Consider the following 22413-nt stretch of genomic DNA (forward strand, 5'->3'; position numbering starts at 1 on the left):
CCCTTGCGCTTCCCGGCATTTACCGCGGCGCCGCCGGCAGCACCGTCACAATCGCCCGCCGATAAGAGGTTAATGCCGGAGAGCCATTATCCTTACCTTCCAGAATAATATGGAACGGCGTCGCGGCCTTGACGTCCGGCGCGGTGAAACGGGTTTGTTCCCCCTCGCTATGCGATAGCTCAAGCCCCGGCCCGAAATGAACGCCCAGCGCCGTGGCCGTCGGCTCTTTATATTGCCACCAGCGATACGCCACCCGATCGCCGTCAACGTCGCCGGAACCCTGCGCCGATAATGTCACCGACTCGCCAGACTTCACCTGCCAGGACACAATCTGCGTTCCCGGTTTGCCGTTGAGCACCAGGTTGGGATTATGGTTGGCCTTTTTCACATCGCCGGTCAGCGTCCAGTCCATCCGGGCGGCGAAGTCGTTCTGGAAAGCATCGCGCCACCGCCAGATCGTCGCCGGCGCCGTACGGTATTTTTCCCCGTCCGCCCCGACGACTTCATCCGAAGTGCTGGCGCGCAACCCGCCGTCGTCATCCGGCGCGATAGCGGCATAGCGGCCGCCCCAACCGCCGTATTCCGCATGTTCGGGATCGCTAAGTCCGGTGCGCAACAAATAGAGGAATGAGGGAGAATCCCCTTCCATCGAATATTCCACCGCCGGATATACCGCCCCCAGCAGCCCTTTACGCCGGATGTTCTCCGCCAGCCACTCGTTATTCACCTTGCTCATATCGCCGCCGATCGCCCGCGACGAAGACATGCCGATCCAGGTTGACAGAAAATACTCATTCCAGGCGTGAATACTGGTGATATAACGCAGCCGCGGGAAATTGCCGCGAATCCACACGCCGGTATTATCCTGATCGGAGATGGCGTAAACGCGGATTTTACTGATAAAAGCCGCGACCTCCTGCGGCGTCCGGCGCGCCTGCACATCGTGCAGCGCCTGCGCCAGATCGACCGCCCCGCCCCATACCGTGATCCATAAAGGACGATCGTCCTGCTTATCGACGGCCTGAATAATCAGCTCCGATGCTTGCGTCGATTTGTTATCGCCGACGCCGGTCATGCCGAATTCCGCCCGGCCGCTGCGCACCACCTGACGTAACGCCTGGGCGGGGGGATATCCTGGCGCATGCTTTTGCAGATTGGGCAGCACCCGTTCGTAGGCGTCGATACGTTCGTGGATCATCGGCGTATTGACCTTGTCGCGCAGCCAGGTTGAGGTGGTCGCCACAATGCCCTCGACGTCAAATTGATTGCTGTACAACAAAAACCTGACCAGAGACTGGGAGTCATCCGGCTCATTGCCGATATCGCTCAGAATCAGGATGCGGGTTTTTTCCGCGTTCACCGCAGCCGAGGCGCTTCCCTCCGTTACCCCGGAGGCGGCGGCAACAGCAAACGCGGGACAGCCAATCGTCGCCAGACATACGCCCAATGAGAGGGCTTTAATTCCTTTCGCTGATAAAAACATATTTTTCCCCTTATCAGAAAACCACTTCGGCCTGAACGCCAAAGCTGATTTGATAGTCTTTGTTATCGTTAAAACTATGGTTGTCTATTTCATTATCCAGCGCTCTGAGTGCGGTTGCTTTTCCAGTCCAGCATCTGGATTTCATATTGCGGCAAAGTATGTTTACCGATCCAGAATTTCGCTTCCGGCGCAAACGGCAGGAACCCGGTCGTTTCAATATACAGCTTGCTGAGTTTCCCCATGCCGCCGCCGGCCATCCCTTTTTCAACCGACTCACTACTCTGAGATAATCCCAGATCGCCTTCAAACTGCACGTTCGCCCAGATCGATTATTCCCTTCCTGCCAGGCCCGCATTTTAAATGGCAGGTTGTACCATCCGTCATATTCATTACCGAATCGCCCTAGCGATCCCACCGCCCGGGATTTAGGGCCGCCATTGGTGGTTGAAGCTCATCCCATAACAGGATAACAACATTAAAACGAGCGCCTTCCTTCTGAAAGCCAGACGTTTTTTCTTCATCATTTATTCCTCATTAATATCGACAACTATCACCTGAGCGTACGCCGCGGCGATATATCCCTGATGCGGCAAAAAGCAGCAATTACTTCATCTTTGCGGTTATCTAAATTAAAAAATTTCCCCACTTATTTTTGAATTAGCGTTGAGCCGATTGATATGGATGGTCAAAAACATAATTTCATCAGTGGATAATTGATCCCTACCCTTTCTCTGCTTTATGTCAACGCGATGATGGTGACGCCGGCCTTGTGGTGACCCGCGCGACTGAGGCCGAGCAGGCGATAATCCTCCGCGTTGGTGACGACCACCGGCGTGATGGTGTCATAACCCGCTTGCGCTATCTCGGCGAGGTCAAACTCCAGCAGCAGTTGGCCTTTCTTCACGCTATCGCCTTCCGCAACCCGCATATGGTAATGCCTGCCTTCCAGCTGCACGGTATTGATACCCACATGGATCAGAATTTCAGCGCCGCCCGCTGAACGGATGCCAATCGCGTGGCCGCTGTCGAACGTACTGGCGATTTGCCCGTCAACGGGCGAATAGACGCGCCCTTCCTGCGGCCGGATGGCGATGCCCGCCCCGACGACGCCGGAAGAGAATACTTTGTCATTGACCTCGGTCAGCGCGACCAATTCGCCTTCCATCGGGGAACCGATTTGTTCGGCGGAGGCGGGTACGTCCTCCAGACCGACAACGGCGGCCCGCGCCCCGCCGTCGGCCGGCGAGGCCGATGAAGCGGCAGATAAAGAGGAAGCGGAAGACGGCGCCGGCGTCTGCGCGGCAGGCTGCGCGGTCGGTTCGTCGAATCCGACAATCAGGGTTAACACCAGGCTGGCGACGAAGGCGATGGCGCAGCCGATGAGAAAGCCCAGAAAGCCCTCGCCGTAGAAAATAGGCAGCGTCAGTAGTCCGGGCATCCCCATGGAGATCGCCGAACTTTTGGCATAGCCCGCTACCGCGCCGCCCATGGCCGCCGCAATCACCGCGCAGACAAAGGGTTTTTTCAGCTTCAGCGTCACGCCGTACACCCCAGGCTCGGTGATGCCAAACAGCGAGGCGATAAAGGTACTGCCCGCCAGCGCCTTGAGCTTTTTATCCTTGGTGCGCAACATTACGCCCAGCAACGCCCCGGATTGGGCAAAGACCGACGGACTGGACGCCGCTTTGAGGTAGCTCTGCCCCATAACGGAAATATCATTGATAAAGACGGTGACGAATCCCCAGTGCACGCCAAAAATCACCAGGATCTGCCAGGCGGCGGCAATCAGCGCGCCGGCGATAATCGGGTTAAAGCTATAAATACTGACGAACAGCGAAGCGATTAACTCACTGGCCGAGATGCCGATAGGTCCGATGGTCATCAGCGTCAACGGCACCATCAGCGCCAGCAGGAAAAATGGCGTCAGAATATTACGCACGCTCTCATGAATATGCCGATTCAGGAAACGTTCGATATACGACATCATCCACACGCTGAAAATAATCGGGATCACCGAGGAGGTGTATTTCATCATCACCACGGGTAAGCCGAAGAACGCCACCGGCTGACCGGCCTCGAACAACCCCACAATCGAGGGGTAAACCAGCGCCCCGGCGACCGATACCGCGACGAAAATATTGGTTTCGAATTTACGCGCGGCGGTGATGGCCAACAGCATGGGCAGAAAGTAGAACAAGCTGTCGGAAGCCGCATGCAAAATGATATAGGTGCTTTCCTTGTTGTTCAGCCACCCCAGCGCGATGGCAATCGCCAGCACGCCTTTCATTACCCCGGCCGCCGCCATCGCGCCGAGCAACGGGGTAAAGATCCCCGCCACCAGATCGATCAGCCGTCCCATCAGCGAGACGTTATTGGCGGACTCCGCCGCCGGGCGTTTATTCGCGCCGTCCTCCAGCAATCCGGAAATCGGACCGAAAGCGCGATACACCTCCGGCACCCGATTGCCAATCACCACCTGTAGCTGCCCCGATCCGTTGACCACGGTAATTACGCCGTCCAGCGCTTCCAACGTCGCCAAATCCACTTTCGCGTTATCGACAATCTTAAAGCGCAGGCGCGTGGCGCAATGCACCAACGTCGAGACATTCTCTTCTCCGCCGACCGACCTCAGAATACTTTCTGCTAGCACTTCGCTATTCATAATGACACTTCCCGTTTCGTAAATGGCTGCAATTGCCTATACAACCCACATCATCTTGCTTGGTGCCCGCTGGCCAGTTGGAAAAAAAGCAAAAAAAAACCTGGATAAAACAGTGTGTGGCACACTGTTTTATCCAGGTCTCGCCCCGAAAATTCTGGTGACGTCCTTGGCCCTCTTTCTAACAAGTCGGCGCGGAAAAAGCTACCGCCATGTTTTATTTTGTGAAAACTGTCACTATATTTTTTTGTGGCGTGCCATCCCTGGCCGCCCCCCTGCGGGCCGTCGCCAAAGGCGACGTCAAAAACTTCTCCCGGAAGTTTTTTGTGGCGTGCCATCCCTAGCCGCCCCTTTACGGGCTAAGGAATCCCCAGAAATCTGGGAAAGGAATGTCTGTAAGTGCAGTGAGGGTTTCGTGCGCACTAACCTCAGTCGATTTCTGCGACCGTCGCAGCACGCGCCCGACACGGAGGGCTCAAGCGCCAGCCCCCCGTGCCCCCGGGCTTTTCGCGGAAATCGCGTCGCTACGCGATGCCTTCGGCGTTCGTGACCGCTGGTCGGGCCGCCATTGACGCGCTCCCGGCGCGGCACTGGCTTTCGCCGCGTCCATGCGGCTCACCCGGCGGTCACGCCCACCTCAGCGCAATTTTTTACGCGAAGAAAAACCTTAAAAAAGACAACACCATGCTATCTAAATCGATTTATTAAATAATGCTTAATTATTTTCTGGGGGTTCCTCAGCCCAAAAGGTAGCGGCCATGATTGCCGCAATAAAAAAACGCCGGGAGCCTGAGGAATCCCCACAAAAATACTTTGTTTGTATTTTATATTTAACATGCTGATATTAAATACAAACTCAGTGTTTAAACTGTTCACCCCATGGCGTAAGAAATTACGCTGAGGTGGACGACCCCGCGAATGAGCCGCAAGGATGCGGCTCAAGCCAGTGCCGCGTCGGGAACGCGTCACTGGCGGTTCGGAAAAGGGGACGGCCGCCGAAGGAACCGCGTTAGCGGCGTGATTTCAGCCACAAGCCCGGGTCCGGAGGGTGGTGGCGTTTGACCACCCTGCGTCGGGCGCGTGCTAAGACGCAGCAGAAAAATGGCGGCTTTATCGCGCACGAAATATTCTCCGGCGTTACATGTTTCAATTTCCGGGGGTTCCCCAACCCCTAGGGGCCGCCGCTGACACGACGTCAAGAAAAACCGCCGGACCTACCCACCGCGACGATAATCAGCAGAGATGGATAAATCCGGCGGTCTTAAGGGTTATGCGGTTGCTTACTCAGCCGGCAAGGGTTTAGCGTCCGGTTTCGGCGGTTGAGTCAGGCGCTTTTCAAAATTGTCGTTGTACTGCTTCTTCTGCTCAGGCGTCAGAATATTATAAATCTTATTCTGGGTTTCCAGTCTGCTCAGCTGCTGCGCCTTGCGCGCGGCGTCGGCCTTATCCAACTGCGCCTGCGCCTTTGCCGCGTCAAAGGTATCGGAGGCGATCAGACTGTGGATTTCACGGCGTTCCTCCAATATGGATTTGCGCGCATTGTCATGAGAGGCCCGCAAAATCTCTTTCACCTGCTGTTTCTGGGCCTCGGTCAGGTTCAGCTCTTTGAACAGCGCCTCATGGTGCGGACCGCGGGGACCTTTCCCGTCTTTCAGTATTCTTGCTTCCGGATGACCATGACCTTTGGGCGCGTCATCCGCATGAGCAATACCCGTCATTCCCAGTGCCAAGGATGAAGCCACCAGCAGTGCTGTGAATTTACGCATAATTTATCCTTCTCTCAGGTTAACGCATTAACGACCGTTGTCGTTGTGTCGAAGGGAAGTATAGGTCCGGCTGCTTCAGTTAATTAGAGCAACGGTAAATATCTGCAAGGAATAACTTCATATTTCCGGCAAATGTGGAGAAGACGGGAGAAATGTGTAAGGAATCGGTAGCATTGCGTTAAAGCTTGCGCAAGATAGCGCACGGCTTCGCCTGTCGCGCATCCAATCCACTGGGCGATCAGGGCAGCGAGCGGACAAAATCCGCCGCGTCTTTCGCCAGCGCATCGATATGCGCGCTGATGACTTTGACTTTCTGCAGCAGCGGATTGCGCGCCGGCGAGCTATCCATGGCGTTCAGCTTGGCGACAAGCTGCTCAATCTGCTCGCCAAGCTGCGCCTCGCGCTGTCTGGACTGCGCCAGTTGCTGCTCCAGCTGCTGATAATCTCGCCGCCAGATCTGCTGTTGTTGCCGAACGCTTTGCTCCAGTTCCTGAAACGCTCCGTCCAGCCGTGTCTGCAACTCTTCAACCCACATAGAGATTCCTTCGCCTGCTAATCCAGCGAATTATAATGGCACACCGGCCCGACAACAAACAATCCGGCCGCTTATTCATGCGGCGCTGCGTTTTCCCCTGGCGATGACAATGATATTAATCACAATAAATAAACATAAATTTCACAATTAAGCCAAATACAGCTAGCTTTATGGCAAGAACTCATCAGACCAGTTGTACCCTTTTATCCGCTGCGCCTGTATGCCGGAGATTGCAATGGCCGCCTACCCTACTCTGTTTTCGCCGCTCGATCTGGGATTCACCACGCTAAAGAACCGGGTCGTTATGGGCTCGATGCATACCGGTCTGGAAGAACATCCCGACGGTACCCAAAGGCTGTCGGCCTTCTACCGCGAACGGGCGCTGGGCGGCGTGGGCCTGATTGTCACCGGCGGTATCGCGCCCAACCCCAAAGGCGCGGTGGTAAAAGACGGGGCGTCGCTGCACGATGCGTCGCAGCTTGCCCACCACCGGGCGCTGACGCAGGCGGTTCATGCGGCGGGAGGAAAGATCGCCCTGCAAATTCTCCACGCCGGTCGCTACAGCTACCAGCCACTGCCGCTGGCGCCTTCCGCGCTACAGGCGCCCATCAGTCAGTTTGCCCCGCTGGCCATGAGCCGGCAAGAGATTGAGCGGACCATCGCTGATTTTGCCCGTTGCGCCGCGCTGGCCCAGCGGGCGGGCTACGACGGCGTGGAAATTATGGGCTCGGAAGGCTACCTGATTAACCAGTTTCTGGTCGCCCGCACTAACCGGCGGGATGACGAATGGGGCGGCGATTTTCAACGCCGCAGCCGTTTTGCGCTGGAGATCGTCCGGGCGGTGCGTCGGATAACCGGACCCGCGTTTATCATCATCTATCGTTTGTCGATGCTCGATCTGGTCGCCGACGGCTCAAGCTGGCAGGAGATCGAGCAGTTGGCGCAGGCCGTAGAAGGCGCCGGCGCCAACCTGATCAATACCGGCATCGGCTGGCATGAAGCCCGCATCCCCACCGTCGCCACCCTGGTGCCGCGCGGCGCCTTTGGCTGGGTGACCCAGCGGCTGATGGGAAAAGTCGGCATTCCGTTAATTGCCGCCAATCGCATCAACGATCCCGCCGTGGCGGAGCAGCTGCTCGCCGCCGGCTGCGCCGATATGATTTCGATGGCGCGCCCCTTTCTGGCCGATGCGGAGCTGGTGAACAAGGCCGCGGCAGGCCGCGCCGACGAAATCAATACCTGCATTGGCTGTAATCAGGCCTGTCTGGATCGGATCTTTATCGGCGAGCTGACCTCTTGTCTGGTAAACCCGCGCGCCTGTCACGAAACCGTGCTGCCGCTCACGCCGGCGCCGGCGGCGAAACGGCTCGCCGTGGTGGGCGCCGGCCCGGCCGGTATGGCGTTTGCGGTGAATGCCGCCGGGCGCGGCCACCGGGTCACGCTGTTTGAATCCGCCGCGCACATCGGCGGGCAGTTCGATCTGGCGCGGCAAATCCCCGGCAAAGGCGAATTTAACCAGACTCTGCGTTATTACCGCCGCCAACTGGCGTTGAATAAGGTGACGCTAAGGCTGGGCGTACGCGCCGGCGTGGACGACCTGGCTGATTTCGACGAGGTGATCCTGGCCAGCGGCATCGTGCCGCGCATACCGGAGATTGAGGGGATCGATCACCCCATGACGTTAAGCTATCTGGACGTGCTGCGTGATAAAAAACCGGTCGGGCGGCGGGTGGCCATCATCGGCGCCGGCGGCATCGGTTTCGATACCGCCCACTATCTCAGCCAGCCGCCCCACGCCGATTTTTATGCCGAATGGGGCATCGACCGCCGGCTGCGCCGCAGAGGCGGCCTGCTGGGCGACCACGCGCATACGCTTCCCCGCCGCCGGGAGATAACCTTATTGCAGCGTAAGGCGGGAAAACCCGGCGCCAATCTGGGTAAAACAACCGGCTGGATCCATCGAGCCAGTTTACTGCGCCACGGGGTGACCATGCTGGAGAGCGTGCGTTATCAACGCATTGACGACGATGGATTGCATATTGTGCATCAGGGGCAAGCGCGCTGCCTGCCGGTGGATAACGTTATCATCTGCGCCGGTCAGGAGCCGTGCCGCGAGCTTTACCCGCCGCTGCAAGCCGCCGGGCGCCGCGTGCATCTGATTGGCGGCGCCGACGTCGCCCAGGAGCTGGATGCGCGCCGGGCGATAGAACAAGCCACCCGGCTGGCATTAAGCATTTGATCCGGGTTTACCTTGCCGCCGCGCTTTTCACCGCCCGCAGCACCACAAACTTGGCGTTGCCGGCAATCAGCTCTGCGTTGCCAAACAGCCGTTTCAGCTTGTGGAAGTAATCCAGATGGCGGTTGCCGACGATACGCAACTCGCCGCCGACCTGAAGACAGCGGCGGGAATCGAGGAACATTTGCCAGGCGATATTATCGGTAACGGCCTGCTGCTGATGGAACGGAGGATTACACAATACCGCCTGCAGGCTGTCGCGCGCCACGCCGGACAGGCCGTGATTAACGGCAAAACCACAGCGGTCCTGATCCTGCGGGCAATTAATCGCGACGTTCATCCGGCTGGAGGCTATCGCCATATAGGATTCATCAAAGAAGCTGACGAAAGCGTCCGGGTTGGCGGATAGCGCCGCCAGCCCGATAACGCCGTTGCCGCAGCCTAAATCGACGATTTTACCGTCCAGTTGCCGAGGCAAATGCTGCATAAAGAAACGGGCGCCGATATCCAGCCCGCCGCGCGAAAAAACATTGGCGTGGTTGTGAATGCGATACCCGAACTCTTCCAGATCCCACGCGGTGGTTAGTGGCTGCTCACTCACCTTTAAATCCGCTACCTCACAGTGGATCAGCCGCGCTTTTTTCCAGGCCAGCGAGGTTTTCGTCGGCCCCAGAATGCACTCGAACAGCTGGAGCGTCGACGTATGGATGTCGCGGGCTTTGGCGCCGGCGATAACGCGGGTTTGCGGCGTCGCCACCTTGCGCAGCATACGCAGCTGATATTCCAGCAGCGCCATGGTTTTCGGAATTTTTATCACCGCCAATGCGGGCGCCGCGGGCAGATCCGCCAGGCTGTCCAGCAGCTCCACCGACTCCGCGGCAAAACCGTTCAGCGCCAGATTATGGCGCGTCGCCAGTTGGCTCATATACGAATCGCTGATGCTGATCGGCGACTGAGCCTGCAACCCGCAGGCCAGCGCCCCGAAGGCGTCATTAAAAATCAGGCGGGGACCGGGCGCCGTTTCCGCGGAGGAAAGCTCCCGCAGCAGAAACTCGTCCGCCGCCTCCCACGCCTGCAGCGCCGTATTGTCGGCTACCGGAGGATAACGCACCAGCGTCAGATTACGCGTTTCCAGTTCGAGTTGGCTCATTCTCCCTCCTGAATCACAAAATTTGCGCTGTTTATCCCTTAAAATCACGCGCCAGTAAATGCTTTTCTCAGACAGATAGGCTATCGGCCTCGTTATCCATACCTTAACAGTAATCTTGTGTTGTTATTTCACCATGATAATCCGAACGCTTTCCCGCACCGGGCGAAACGCCGTCTCCGCTATCATGACGATATTTATTTGACCGGGATCAACTTTTCACCTATCTTCTGTGACAGCAAAGGGGAGTAACTTTTCCGCCGGTCAATCGTCATTACGGTGCCATACCCGCCAGATTCAACAGGCTGGGGAAAACGCATCCGGTTACCGGGCAACCTTAAGCAGATTATCGCATTAACGTTGTAAGTGAGACCTTGCCGGGAGGCGAGGTGCATTTGCAGCTATAATGATTAGCGGCCAGCGTCTTCCGACGTTGGCCGTTTTTGTTTTTTTTCAAAGGAAATTGCTATGCATACCATTGGCACGCCGTGGCTATGGGGCAGCTTTGCTGCCATTGTTATCATCATGCTGGCCGTCGACCTGCTCTATCAGGGACGCAAGGGTTCGACGGTGATGACCTTCAAACAAGCCGCCGCATGGTCGATTGTCTGGGTGTCGCTCTCCCTGCTGTTCAATGCGGGTTTCTGGTGGTATCTGGACGGCTCCCTGGGGCGTGAAGTCGCCAATACGCAGGCGCTGGCCTTTCTGACCGGTTATCTGATCGAAAAAGCTCTCGCCGTCGATAACGTGTTCGTCTGGCTGATGCTGTTCAGCTATTTCTCGGTGCCGCCGCAATATCAGCGCCGGGTACTGATTTACGGCGTGCTGGGCGCCATCGTTCTGCGCACGCTGATGGTGTTTGGCGGCAGCTGGCTGGTGACCCAGTTCCAATGGCTGCTGTACGTATTCGGCGCGTTTCTGCTGTTTACCGGCATCAAAATGGCGCTGACGACAGAGGATGACGGCGCCATCGGCGACAAGCCGCTGGTGCGCTGGCTGCGCGGACATCTGCGCATGACCGACAATATTGAAAACGACAAATTCTTTGTTCGTCGCAGCGGCATACTCTATGCCACGCCGCTGTTTCTGGTGCTGATACTGGTGGAAATCAGCGACGTCATTTTCGCCGTCGACAGCATCCCGGCCATCTTCGCCGTGACGACCGATCCCTTTATCGTCCTGACGTCCAACCTGTTCGCCATTTTGGGGCTGCGCGCCATGTACTTCCTGCTGGCGGGCGTGGCGGAGCGTTTCTCCCTGCTGAAATACGGGCTGGCCGTGATCCTGATTTTCATCGGCATCAAGATGCTGCTGATCGACCTGTTCCATATTCCCATCGCCATTTCGCTGGGCGTGGTTGCCGGGATTCTGGCCGTCACCCTGCTGGTCAATATTTGGGTCAACCGCCGCGCGGGGCGGTAACCGCTCCGCTTTTCCGCTCTTGCCGCACGGCGTTTCTGCCGTGCGGCAATTCTCCCCCGCCGATTAAAAAACGCCGGGAGCGTTTTTCAACGTCGTTTGCGACGGCCCGCTAGGGTGGCGGGCAGGACGCCCGCCATAAAAAATCCGACTCATCGCAGAAAAAGCGCCATCGCCTCTTCTCCTGGTAGGATTTTCTCATATACTGACACGCGCAAACACATCTCGTTACGGAATAGAAAGAAATCCGGCGTCTTGCTCGCCAGAGGTTTCACATCTGTAAAACACAATCACTCAACGGAAACGGCCGCGCCGTCAATACTATGGAAAATCAACAGTCACGTTTTTTGCAGTACATTACTCGCGGTAGTCTGGTGCAACAGATACTACTGGGGCTGGTCGCCGGGATTATTCTGGCGTCGGTGTCGACCAAAGCCGCGATCGCCGCCGGTTTGCTGGGCACATTGTTCGTCGGCGCCCTCAAGGCCGTGGCGCCGGTGTTGGTGTTGATGCTGGTCATGGCCTCCATCGCCAATCATCAGCAGGGGCAGAAAACCAACATTCGTCCGGTGCTGGTGCTTTATCTGATCGGCACCTTCTCGGCGGCGCTGATCGCCGTGGTGCTGAGCACCCTCTTCCCTTCCACGCTGGCGCTCAGCGCCCAGGCGGCAGACATTACGCCGCCCTCGGGTATTGTGGAAGTGCTGAAGGGGCTGTTGATGAGCGTCATCGCCAACCCGATCCATGCGCTGCTGAACGCCAACTATATCGGTATTCTGGCGTGGGCCGTCGGATTGGGGATAGCGCTCCGCCATTCCGCTGCGAGCACCAAAACCCTGATTACCGATGCGTCCGATGCGGTCACCTTTATTGTGCGCGTGGTGATCCGCTTTGCGCCCCTGGGGATTTTCGGTCTGGTCGCCGCCACGCTGGCCGAAACCGGTTTTGGCGCACTGTGGGGCTATGCCCACCTGCTGATGGTGCTGATCGGCGGGATGCTGCTGGTGGCGCTGGGCATCAATCCCCTGATCGTCTACTGGAAGACGCGCCGCAATCCTTATCCGCTGGTATTGCGCTGCCTGCGTGAAAGCGGCGTAACCGCCTTTTTCACCCGCAGCTCCGCCGCCAATATCCCGGTGAATATGGAGCTGTGCCGTAAGCTGAAGCTGGATGAAGACACCTATTCCGTCGCCATTCCGCTGGGCGCCACCATCAATATGGCGGGCGCGGCCATTACCATCACCGTGCTGACCATGGCGGCGGCCCACACGCTGGGCATCCATGTCGATCTGCCCACCGCGCTGCTGCTCAGCGTGGTGGCGTCGCTCTGCGCCTGCGGCGCGTCCGGCGTCGCCGGCGGTTCGCTGCTGCTGATCCCGCTGGCGTGCAGCATGTTCGGCATCTCAAACGATATCGCCATGCAGGTGGTGGCCGTCGGCTTTATCATCGGCGTATTGCAGGACTCCGCGGAAACCGCGGTCAACTCCTCGACGGACGTGATTTTTATCGCCGCGGTTTGCCAGGCGGAAGACGACAAGCTGGCGAAACAGGAGCGGCTGAATACGCTGTAACCCGGCGTTATCACCTGTCGCCCCTAGCTCCCTAGTCATCCCCCTGTTCTCTTGTCATCCCCGCGAAAGCGGGGGTCTTGTACTCCGAGCCGCTAGCGGAAAGATCCCCGCCTAGGACCGCGGGGATGACGAAAATGGGCTCCGGGGATGACCGGAGGTGGTATTCGGGGATGACGGGATCGACGACATTATTTATCGACCGCATGGCGTTACGCCTTACCCGCCTTTTTCTTCTCCACCTTGAACGGATCGATACCGCGTTTCTGCATCCGCCGGAAACGGATGATGTTAAAACCATTCATCAGCAGGAAACTGCCTTCAATCAGCGAGCCGCCAATCGACCCCAACCAGATATTGTGCGTTACCCAGCAGGCGGTAGAGCACCACATTACACAGCGCGTGGTTAAACCGGACGTCCGAAACAGCGCCCAGGTGCTGGCGATCGTTCCCACTATCGGCAGCAGTTCCACCACATGCCGAATACCGGGCAGGCCGAGCGCCAGCGTCAGCGCGATAAACACGAACATCACGGCGATATTGTGCGTTTTGATCGATATCAGCGTACGGGCGGAATTCAGCATCGCGCTGATCCCCGCCGCATTCGCGCCCATCATAAAAAAGTGACAGCCGATAACCAAAGTGTAAACCGAGAGCTGTAGCTTAAATTTGCGCTCGTCGCGATTAAAAAACAGAGTAATACCGACCAGAAAAGCCAATACCCCCACCGACTGGGCAAACCAGTAATACGCCATTGATCCCTGCCTTAAAAACGACCGTGGAAAAGCAAAACGGCGCCATATAAATGAAACGCCGTTTTATATTAATTTGAGCGCAGCAGATTTACAATGTTACGCCACTTTTAAATATAGCCAACTCACGGAAGTCATTAACTTCATTTTTAGCCGCTTTGCCATCGGCAATCTCGACGATCAGATCGACAAACCGCGCCAGCAGTTCATCCATCGGCATGCCGTGAATCAAACGGCCGGCGTCAAAATCGATCCAGTGCGGTTTCTTTTGCGCCAGTTCGCTGTTGGTCGCCAGCTTCACCGTCGGGACGAAACCGCCGTAAGGCGTTCCGCGCCCGGTACTGAACAGCACCATATGACAACCCGCCGCCGCCAGCGCGCTGGTTGCCACCGCGTCATTGCCCGGCGCGCTGAGCAGATTCAGCCCCGGCGTATGTAAGCGCTCACCATACTTCAGCACATCCACCACCTTGCTCTGGCCGGCTTTTTGCGTGCAGCCAAGGGATTTCTCCTCCAGCGTGGTAATGCCGCCCGCCTTATTACCCGGCGAGGGGTTTTCATAAATCGGCTGCTGGTGGGCGATAAAATACCGTTTGAAGTCATTGACCATTTGTACCGTTTTTTCAAAGGTGGCCCGATCGCGGCAACGGCTCATCAGAATGCGCTCGGCGCCAAACATTTCCGGCACTTCCGTCAGCACGGTGGTGCCGCCATTGGCGATCAGATAGTCCGAAAAACGCCCCAGCAGCGGGTTGGCGGTAATCCCCGACAGCCCGTCGGAGCCGCCGCACTCCAGACCGAATTTGAGTTCGCTGAGCTTGCCCGGTTCACGCCTGTCGTAGCGCATCGCCTGATAAAGCTCATGCAAACGCGCCACTCCGGCCTCCACCTCATCATCCTGCTGCTGGCAAATCATAAAGCTGACCCGCCCGGCGTCATAGTCACCCAGCGTGGCGCGAAAATCATCCACCTGATTATTCTCGCACCCCAGCCCGACGACCAGCGCCGCGCCGGCATTCGGATGACGCACCATGTTTTGCAGCACGGTGCGGGTGTTCTCATGGTCCTGTCCCAGTTGCGAACAGCCGAACGGGTGGCTGAACAGATGCACGCCGTCGATGTCCCGCGCATCCTGCGTTTCCTTCAGAAAACGCTGCTGGATCTGCCGGGCGATGCCGTTGACGCACCCCACCGTCGGCAGTATCCACAGTTCGTTGCGAATGCCGACATCCCCGTTGCCGCGGCGATAAATCCGCACCGGCCGATCGCCCATTTGCGGCGTCAGATCGGTAAATTCCGGCTGATATTGATAGTCATCCACATCGTTCAGGTTGGTTTTCGCATTCTGGGTATGAATATGTTCGCCCGGCGCAATGGCCGTCAGGGCATGACCGATCGGCAGACCGTATTTGATAATCATCTCGCCGGCGGCGATGGCTTGCAGCGCGAACTTATGGCCGCGCGCCACGCTTTGCCGCAGCGTCGCCGTGCGGTTGCCGGCGGACACCGTCTCTCCCGGCGCCAGATCGCGCAGGGCCACCGCCACATTGTCCACAGGATGAATTTTTATCACGCTTTGCATAGCTACACCTTTTTGCTGTTAGCAATACGCTTCCACCGCCGCTCGCATGCCGCGCTCCACGATGGTTTGCAACTGCTGCGTAACCTGCGCCGCCAGCCCCGGCACCCGGGTTAAATCCTGTTGCCAGTGTTCGGTATCGCCGAGTACGGTATTGACCAGATCGGCCAGGCTGACGGTGCGCTGTTTAACGCCGGTCCATAAGGTGGCATAACAGGCCAGCCAGCGGGCATCATCCTGCAACGGATAGCTTTCCCCTTCACGCTCGCCCCGGTAAAACGCCAGCAGCGCCGCCAGGGCGAACGTCAGACGCGGCGGCAGTTCGCCGCGGCGCTCGCGGTATGCCAGCAGCTGCGGCAAAATGCGGGTACGGAATTTAGTCATGCCGTTCAGGGAGATAGACAGCAGTTGATGCTGGATGAAGGGATTACGGAAACGGCTTAATACGGCCTGGGCAAACGACGCCAGCTCATCGCGGGGCGAATCGAGCGCCGGTACGATCTCTTGCGCGATGGTTTTTTCCACAAACCGGCCGATGCGGGCATCGTTCATCGCCTCCCCAACGGTGTCCAGCCCCGCCAGCCAGGCGACCGGCGCCAGCGCGGTATGCGCGCCATTGAGGATGGCGACCTTGCGCTCCTTATAGGGCTTAAGATCCTCGACGAGGCGAATATTGAGATCCAGCTTATTCAGACGCAGCTCCTCCGCCAGCCACGGCGGCCCCTGAATCACCAACAGATAGAAGTATTCGGCGGCGTCCAGCAGGCTGTCCTGATAGCCCAGTTCCTGCTGCAACTCGTCAGCTTCGCCATGCGGATAGCCGGTGACGATCCGATCCACCAGCGTGGAGCAGAACGTATTGTGTTCGTTCAACCAGGCGGCAAACGCGGACGGCAGCGCCCACTGTTCGGCGTAGCGCAATACCAGCGCTTTCAGCGCCTCGCCGTTATCGTCGATCAGTTCGCAGGGCAGCAGTATCCAGCCCTTGTCCGCGGCGCCGTCGAAATGGCGAAAACGTTCATACAGCAGACGAGTTAGCTTGGCCGGAAAACTCACGGGCGGCGTATCGGTCAGGCGATCGTCGGCGCGATAACAGATCCCGGCCTCGGTGGTATTGGAGAAAATCAGGCGTATGTTCGGATCGTGCGCCAGCGCCAGATATTCATCAAACTGACGATAGGTATTGATTTCACGGTTGACGGAGCGGATCAGCCGCGATTCGCGCACCGTCTCGCCCTGTTCATTCAGGCCGCGAACGAGCGTGGTGTATAAACCATCCTGTCTGTTCAGCGCGGACGGGGAGTCGGCATCTCGCGGGCGCACCACCACGATCCCCGCATCCAGATCGGTATGTTCGTTCAGCAAGTCCAGCTGCCAGTCGATAAAGGCGCGCAGGAAATTGCCTTCGCCAAATTGAATGACCCGGTCCGGGTGCCGGCGACCGGGGAAATGGTGACGGTTTAACGTTTGCATTAACAGGTTACCTCGGGAGAGCGGCGGGATGCGGCGGAGGCGATACCGCCGCCGTCATCCTTACCTGAAATCACACCGCTGGGCGACACGCCGCCCAATCACGGTTTACAGTTCAATGGCGAAATACTTTTCAGCGTTGGCGAAACAGATGTTTTTCACCATTTCGCCCAACAGCGGCAGGTCGGCGGGCGCTTCGCCCTCCTCCACCCAGCGCCCGACCATCTGGCACAGAATGCGCCGGAAATACTCATGGCGGGTATAAGACAGGAAACTGCGGCTGTCCGTCAGCATCCCGACGAAGCGGCTCAACAGCCCCAACTGCGCCAGTTGGGTCAGCTGACGCTGCATGCCGTCTTTCTGATCGTTAAACCACCAGCCCGAACCAAACTGCATCTTGCCCGGCGTGCCCTCGCCCTGGAAGTTGCCCGCCATGGTGGCGATCACTTCGTTATCACGCGGATTCAGGCAGTAGAGGATGGTTTTCGGCAGGTTATCGTCCTTCGCCTGAGCGTCCAGCAGGCGGGAAAGCGGCTGAGCCAGGGGCCGATCGTTGATGGAGTCAAAGCCGGTATCCGGCCCGAGAAGCCGCAGCTGGCGGCTATTATTGTTGCGCAACGCGCCGATATGATACTGCTGCACCCATTCGCGACGGTGGTATTCGCCGCCCAGAAACAGCAGCACGGCGGTTTTGAACTGGGCCGCCTCTTCCGGCGTCGGCTGCGCGCCGCTCAGGCGGCGGGAGAGGATCGCATCCAGCGTCGCCTCATCCGCTTCGCCGTACACCACCACGTCCAGCGCATGGTCGGATACCTTGCAACCGTGCGCGGCAAAGTGGTCCATGCGCTTTTTCAGCGCGGCGCACAAATCGCCGAAACGGGTAATTGCCGTATCGGATACCGCCTCCAGGCGCAGCATATAATCAGCAAAGCCTTCCGCTTCGATAGTAAACGCTTTGTCCGGGCGCCAGCTGGGCAGCACTTTAACGGCAAAGCTGCCGTCCTGGGCGATGGCTTTATGGTGGCGCAGGTCATCCAGCGGATCGTCGGTGGTGCCCGCCATTTTCACGTTCATTTGCCGCATAATGCCGCGCGCCGTAAAGTCGTCACGCTCCAACAGGGCGTTGCCGCGCTGCCAGATATCTTTGGCGGTTGAGGGGGACAACAGCGTGCCGGTAATGCCGAACGGACGGCGCAGCTCCAGATGCGTCCAGTGATACAGCGGGTTGCCGATAGTATGGGGAACGGTCGCCGCCCAGGCCGCAAACTTTTCCCAATCGCTGGCGTCCCCGGTGCAAAAACGCTCGGCAACGCCGTTGGCGCGCATTGCCCGCCACTTATAGTGATCGCCCTTCAACCAGATGTCATACAGATTCTTAAAGCGGTAATTTTCCGCTATCTGCTGCGGCGGTAAATGGCAATGGTAATCAAAGATGGGCTGACTGACGGCATAATCGTAATATAACCGGCGGGCAAACGGGCTATCCAACAGAAAATCTTCACTGAGAAACTGAGACATATTTTTCGTCCTTACCGTGCGACCGGTGCGAAAAATGGGTTGATGGCTTAAAGATGTCACACCAATTATGTTCGATATCTCATACCATTAGTGAGGCCAGGATCGCAAAAAACCCACAAACGGAATAACATCAGCGCTATTCAGGCCAGCCGGCGGCGGCTACGGCATATAACTGTGACCCAAACCTTGGTGGCGGCGGCCATTAGGTGGTATAACAGATCACTCCCAAAGATTAGCGAGACAGGACTCCAGGCCCTGACATCGCACATGGACCGTTATCTATCTAAGAGCAGGCATCATGGAACTCACAGAAACCCGGCGTCTCTACCGGCAGCTTGCCGCGGAATTGAAGCAGCGTATCGAAGGCGGCGTTTATCCGGTTGGCGAAAAGCTGCCGGCGGAACGCTATATCGCCGAAGAAATGAATGTCAGCCGCACCGTGGTGCGCGAAGCGATCATTATGCTGGAAGTGGAAGGATACGTTGAAGTCCGTAAAGGCTCCGGTATTCATGTAATTTCCAACCAGCGGAAAAACCTGGTAATCCATAACGACGACGTCGAATTCGCCACCGTCGGACCGTTTGAACTCCTGCAGGCCCGTCAGCTGATTGAAAGCAATATCGCCGAATTCGCCGCTACCCAGGTTACCCGGCAGGATATCGTGCAATTGATGGAAATTCAGGAACATGCCCGCCAGGAAGACCGCTTCCGCGATTCACACTGGGATTTGCAATTCCATGTGCAGGTGGCGCTGGCCACCCAAAACTCGGCGATGGCGACCATCGTCGAAAAAATGTGGAGCCAGCGCATTCACAACCCATACTGGCGTAAACTGCAGGAACATATTGACGACAAGTCGATTGAAAGCTGGTGCGACGATCACGATAAGATCCTGAAGGCGCTGATGCGTAAAGACCCTTATGCGGCCAAGCTCGCCATGTGGCAGCATCTGGAGAACACCAAACAAATGCTGTTCCGCGCCACCACCGACGATTTTGAATTCAATGTGGACCGCTATATGTTTGCGGATAACCCGGTCGTCCACCTGGACCAGATAAATATCGCCAAGCCCTGATGACGCTTTATCACGGCGTCGCCCCCGTTCCCTGAACCGGGGTAAAGAGTCAAAAAGCGTCGATTTCTGTCAGCGAGTGTAAAATATGGCGGAAACACCACTATTCGCGTCATAACATGCCTTAAATCAACCCGGTTGCTATGATATTTTTCTGTCTCAATACCGCCTGTTTTGTTACAGTTAGAGCGTTTTTTTACACATAATTCGCAGCTTTGGGCGTAAAACGCGTCAGTGGCAGACAATTCCTGGCCAAACGGTTTTGGGCTACTATCTGTCAGGTAGGCAGAAACGCGATCGGAGAACAATAATCAGCCCCGGACGCCGGCATTATCATCGGTATGGCCGCAAACGGATATTATCTTCCAGGAAACGTCGCTGGATTGGGCCGCCTGATGAACCGTATTCACCTTTATCATGACCGGAAGCGCTTATATCGCCATGGGTTAAATGAAATGCAGCTGTATTAGGAATACCGGATGGATATTATTAAAGAACTGTTAAATGCACTCTGGCACCAGGATTTTGATGTTTTAGCCGATCCCAAACTGGTGTGGACCATCTACCTATTGCTGTTCTTAATCCTTTTTCTGGAAAACGGCCTGCTGCCCGCCGCTTTCCTGCCCGGCGACAGCTTACTTATTCTGGTCGGCGTGCTGGTGGCCAAAGGCACGATGAATTTCCCCTTTACCATCGTCCTGCTGACAACGGCGGCCAGTCTGGGATGCTGGGTCAGTTATATTCAGGGGAAATGGCTGGGCAATACGCGAATAGTACAAAGCTGGCTGTCGCATTTACCCGCCCACTATCACCAGCGCGCGCATCAGCTTTTCCATCGACACGGACTTTCCGCGCTATTAATCGGGCGCTTTCTGGCATTTGTTCGTACACTATTACCAACGATCGCCGGCCTGTCAGGCTTAAACAACGCCCGTTTTCAGTTCTTTAACTGGATGAGCGGGCTATTGTGGGTACTGATTCTGGTTTCGCTCGGTTTCGCGTTGGGGAAAACCCGCATATTTCTGAAATATGAAGACGAACTGATGTTTTTCCTGATGATGTTGCCGCTGGCGCTGCTGTTTATCGGCCTGTTTGGATCACTATTCGTACTTTGGCGTAAAAAGCGTACCGCTAACGCAGAAAAAGGAAATTAACGGTGTCAATCCGCCGGTTTTACCGCAAAAAAATATGGCGCATACTATTGCTGGTAACGCTGCCGCTGCTGGCGCTGACGCTGTCGCCGGGCCGCTCCCAGAATGAGGCGATGCTGCATATCAAGCCGCTCTACCACGGCGCGGCGCTGCCTGACGGCTTCTATATTTATCAGCGATTAAACGAACACGGTATCGCCATAAAGAGCATCACTCCCGCGCAGGACAGCCTGATCGTGCGTTTGGTTTCTCCCGAGCAGAGCGTTGAAGCCAGAAACGTACTGCGCGTCTCCTTGCCCAAAGCGAACATCACTACGCAGCAGGCCGCCAAACCCGCGCCCTACTGGCAGCAAAAGCTGACGCAAAAACAATCTAAACTGGGATAATAAATTGAAACTACACCATATTATGATGGCCGCCCTATTGGCGTTCACGGCCGGCGCACCGGCTATGGCCGCCGATAGCCAGGGCGGCTGTGTACAAAAACAGCAGGAAATTCAGCGCCAGATCGACCATGCCCGCAACCACGGCAATCAGCAGCGCATCGCCGGATTGCAACGCGCGCTGGATGGGGTGAAATCACACTGCACCGATGAAAAGCTGGCCGCCGAACATCAGAACAAGATTGCGGAAAAACGCGCGGAAGTGGCTGAACGCCAACGCGATCTGGACGAAAGCAAACGCGACGGCGATCCGAAAAAAATCCTCAAACGCGAGCAAAAACTGGCTGAAGCGCAACAGGAATTGCAGGCGGTGGAAAAAGATAACTAGCCCGAACGGCGGCCGGAATAATCCGTTTCACCGCCGCCCGCATCGCTCATTTTATAACCTGAATGTAAATTGTTAAAACTTACAATAAGTTATCAGAATTTTCCGGGCGCAGTTTAACAAGCATAAATTGAAACTTAAGCTATAGTTAAAACTCCTGCTTTATGACGACAAATAAGGGTTATTCAATATGGCTAAAGATCAGAATTCCGAGTATTTACGCGCTGAATTAAAATCGCTGGCAGATACGCTGGAAGAAGTATTAAGCACCTCCAGCGACAAATCCAAAGCAGAACTGGACAAACTGCGCAGCAAAGCGGAAACGGCGCTGAAAGAAACCCGTTCCCGTCTGAGCGATACCGGTGAGAAAATCGCCTCCCAGACCCGCGAAGCGGTGGGATATGCCGACGACTATGTGCGTGAAAATCCGTGGACCGGCGTTGGTATCGGTGCCGCGGTGGGTGTGGTGCTTGGTGTCCTGCTTTCCCGCCGTTAATTATCCTGACCATTATGACGGATAAACAACGACAAGGCCCCGCCAGCGGGGCTATAGCTTCAGCTCAACGCATCATCACCATTATCGTCAATATGGTGGAAACACGTGTCCGTCTGGCCGTTATCGAACTGGAAGAAGAGAAAACCAATCTGATTCAGTTGCTGATAATGGCCGGATTGACGCTGCTTTTCGCCACTTTTGGGCTAATGAGCCTGATTGCATTGATTGTATGGGGAATAGAGCCCCAATATCGCCTGTTCGCGCTGGGATGCATTACCGCGACCCTGCTTGGACTGGCCGTCATTGGCGGCATCTGGACGTTGCTGAAGGTGCGGAGATCCACCCTGCTCAAGGCCACCCGCAAGGAGCTGGCAACCGATCGGGCGCTGCTGGAGGATGAATCAAAATGAGTCATCAGCCACGCGACGAAGAAAAAACCCGGCTTTTACGTAAAATCCAGCAGCAAAGGCTGGATTTATCGGCGGCTAAAAAACACTGGCTGGAATCAACCGCTCCCTATGACCGCTGGTGGCACAATGTGCTGCAGTGGCGGAAATACTGGGTTTTCGGCTCCGGCCTTATCGCCCTTTACGGCGTTCGCCACCCTAGCCGTATGATCCGCTGGGCGCGCCGCGCAGTCGGGCTGTGGGGAACCGTCAGGCTTTTCCGCAAAACCTTTTCCCTGCGCTAATTTCCCTATCCCCCCTATCGCCAGATATCCGCCTTTCATCATCTGGCGCTTACGCTAAGCCGATTGCCATGGACGTAACATCAATTTTTCTGAAGAAAACCAA

Annotated in this window: 20 protein-coding genes and 1 pseudogene; 10 read left to right on the forward strand and 11 right to left on the reverse strand. The window is 56.7% G+C overall.

Annotation, left to right across the window (positions count from 1 at the left end; translation table 11 throughout):
* Positions 1-19 precede the first annotated feature (19 nt).
* The 6 genes and pseudogenes from DDT56_RS06355 to DDT56_RS06385 form a co-directional block, all read right to left on the reverse strand.
* A complete protein-coding gene (locus DDT56_RS06355; RefSeq protein ID WP_136165632.1) occupies positions 20-1483 on the reverse strand; it encodes a DUF1593 domain-containing protein in 1464 nt (487 codons plus the stop codon).
* Positions 1484-1584: 101 nt separating this feature from the next.
* Positions 1585-1934 (reverse strand): annotated as a pseudogene (locus tag DDT56_RS25170) (carbohydrate porin); the annotation flags it as partial.
* A gap of 285 nt (positions 1935-2219) precedes the next feature.
* Entirely contained in the window at positions 2220-4145 is a 1926-nt protein-coding gene (locus DDT56_RS06365; protein ID WP_136165633.1) for a beta-glucoside-specific PTS transporter subunit IIABC, read from the reverse strand.
* 50 nt (positions 4146-4195) lie between these two features.
* On the reverse strand, positions 4196-4480 hold the full coding sequence (locus tag DDT56_RS06370; RefSeq protein WP_136165634.1) for a hypothetical protein: 285 nt from the start codon (positions 4478-4480) through the stop codon (positions 4196-4198).
* Between the two features lie 942 nt (positions 4481-5422).
* A complete protein-coding gene (gene spy / locus DDT56_RS06380; protein ID WP_136165635.1) occupies positions 5423-5908 on the reverse strand; it encodes an ATP-independent periplasmic protein-refolding chaperone Spy in 486 nt (161 codons plus the stop codon).
* A 238-nt stretch (positions 5909-6146) separates the two neighbouring features.
* Positions 6147-6443, reverse strand: a complete 297-nt coding sequence (locus DDT56_RS06385; RefSeq protein WP_136165636.1) for a hypothetical protein — start codon at positions 6441-6443, stop codon at positions 6147-6149.
* Positions 6444-6678: 235 nt separating this feature from the next.
* Between DDT56_RS06385 and DDT56_RS06390 the strand changes: the two genes are divergently transcribed.
* Positions 6679-8682 (forward strand): NADPH-dependent 2,4-dienoyl-CoA reductase, encoded by a 2004-nt coding sequence (locus DDT56_RS06390; protein WP_136165637.1) that lies wholly within the window; start codon positions 6679-6681, stop codon positions 8680-8682.
* A 7-nt stretch (positions 8683-8689) separates the two neighbouring features.
* On the opposite strand, the gene rlmG is transcribed toward DDT56_RS06390, so the two are convergent.
* A complete protein-coding gene (rlmG, locus tag DDT56_RS06395) occupies positions 8690-9829 on the reverse strand; it encodes a 23S rRNA (guanine(1835)-N(2))-methyltransferase RlmG (RefSeq protein WP_136165638.1) in 1140 nt (379 codons plus the stop codon).
* Between the two features lie 465 nt (positions 9830-10294).
* On the opposite strand from rlmG, the gene DDT56_RS06400 reads away from it, so the two are divergent.
* Together DDT56_RS06400 and sstT are read left to right on the forward strand one after the other, a co-directional pair.
* The gene (locus DDT56_RS06400; RefSeq protein ID WP_136165639.1) at positions 10295-11248 is read left to right on the forward strand and encodes a TerC family protein; all 954 of its coding nucleotides are present in this window, start codon (positions 10295-10297) and stop codon (positions 11246-11248) included.
* 320 nt (positions 11249-11568) lie between these two features.
* Complete coding sequence (gene sstT / locus DDT56_RS06405; RefSeq protein WP_136165640.1) at positions 11569-12816, forward strand: serine/threonine transporter SstT; 1248 nt, start codon at positions 11569-11571, stop codon at positions 12814-12816.
* Between the two features lie 209 nt (positions 12817-13025).
* Here sstT and DDT56_RS06410 read toward each other — a convergent pair whose 3' ends face one another.
* From DDT56_RS06410 to uxaC, 4 genes are all read right to left on the reverse strand, one after another.
* Entirely contained in the window at positions 13026-13568 is a 543-nt protein-coding gene (locus DDT56_RS06410) for a YgjV family protein (RefSeq protein WP_136165641.1), read from the reverse strand.
* A gap of 88 nt (positions 13569-13656) precedes the next feature.
* The gene (locus DDT56_RS06415) at positions 13657-15147 is read right to left on the reverse strand and encodes a UxaA family hydrolase (RefSeq protein WP_136165642.1); all 1491 of its coding nucleotides are present in this window, start codon (positions 15145-15147) and stop codon (positions 13657-13659) included.
* Between the two features lie 18 nt (positions 15148-15165).
* Positions 15166-16617 carry a tagaturonate reductase gene (locus DDT56_RS06420; RefSeq protein WP_136165643.1) on the reverse strand — a complete coding sequence of 484 codons (1452 nt, stop codon included), beginning with the start codon at positions 16615-16617 and terminating at the stop codon, positions 15166-15168.
* Between the two features lie 105 nt (positions 16618-16722).
* On the reverse strand, positions 16723-18132 hold the full coding sequence (gene uxaC / locus DDT56_RS06425) for a glucuronate isomerase (RefSeq protein WP_136165644.1): 1410 nt from the start codon (positions 18130-18132) through the stop codon (positions 16723-16725).
* 298 nt (positions 18133-18430) lie between these two features.
* On the opposite strand from uxaC, the gene exuR reads away from it, so the two are divergent.
* The 7 genes from exuR (at position 18431) to DDT56_RS06460 (ending at position 22310) form a co-directional block, all read left to right on the forward strand.
* Positions 18431-19207 (forward strand): transcriptional regulator ExuR, encoded by a 777-nt coding sequence (gene exuR, locus DDT56_RS06430; RefSeq protein WP_136165645.1) that lies wholly within the window; start codon positions 18431-18433, stop codon positions 19205-19207.
* 476 nt (positions 19208-19683) lie between these two features.
* Positions 19684-20358 (forward strand): DedA family protein, encoded by a 675-nt coding sequence (locus DDT56_RS06435; protein WP_136165646.1) that lies wholly within the window; start codon positions 19684-19686, stop codon positions 20356-20358.
* Between the two features lie 2 nt (positions 20359-20360).
* Positions 20361-20741: an EnvZ/OmpR regulon moderator MzrA gene (mzrA, locus tag DDT56_RS06440; RefSeq protein WP_136165647.1), complete on the forward strand. Its 381-nt coding sequence runs from the start codon at positions 20361-20363 to the stop codon at positions 20739-20741.
* 64 nt (positions 20742-20805) lie between these two features.
* On the forward strand, positions 20806-21126 hold the full coding sequence (locus tag DDT56_RS06445) for a DUF1090 domain-containing protein (protein WP_246856734.1): 321 nt from the start codon (positions 20806-20808) through the stop codon (positions 21124-21126).
* A gap of 187 nt (positions 21127-21313) precedes the next feature.
* Entirely contained in the window at positions 21314-21619 is a 306-nt protein-coding gene (locus DDT56_RS06450; protein ID WP_136165649.1) for an ElaB/YgaM/YqjD family protein, read from the forward strand.
* A 14-nt stretch (positions 21620-21633) separates the two neighbouring features.
* Positions 21634-22029 (forward strand): phage holin family protein, encoded by a 396-nt coding sequence (locus tag DDT56_RS06455; protein ID WP_136165650.1) that lies wholly within the window; start codon positions 21634-21636, stop codon positions 22027-22029.
* On the forward strand, positions 22026-22310 hold the full coding sequence (locus DDT56_RS06460; RefSeq protein WP_136165651.1) for a YqjK-like family protein: 285 nt from the start codon (positions 22026-22028) through the stop codon (positions 22308-22310). Before DDT56_RS06455 ends, DDT56_RS06460 begins: the two co-directional genes overlap by 4 nt.
* Positions 22311-22413: the final 103 nt, after the last annotated feature.

The sequence above is a fragment of the Brenneria corticis genome (assembly GCF_003115855.1).
GTDB classification, from domain to species: domain Bacteria; phylum Pseudomonadota; class Gammaproteobacteria; order Enterobacterales; family Enterobacteriaceae; genus Brenneria; species Brenneria corticis.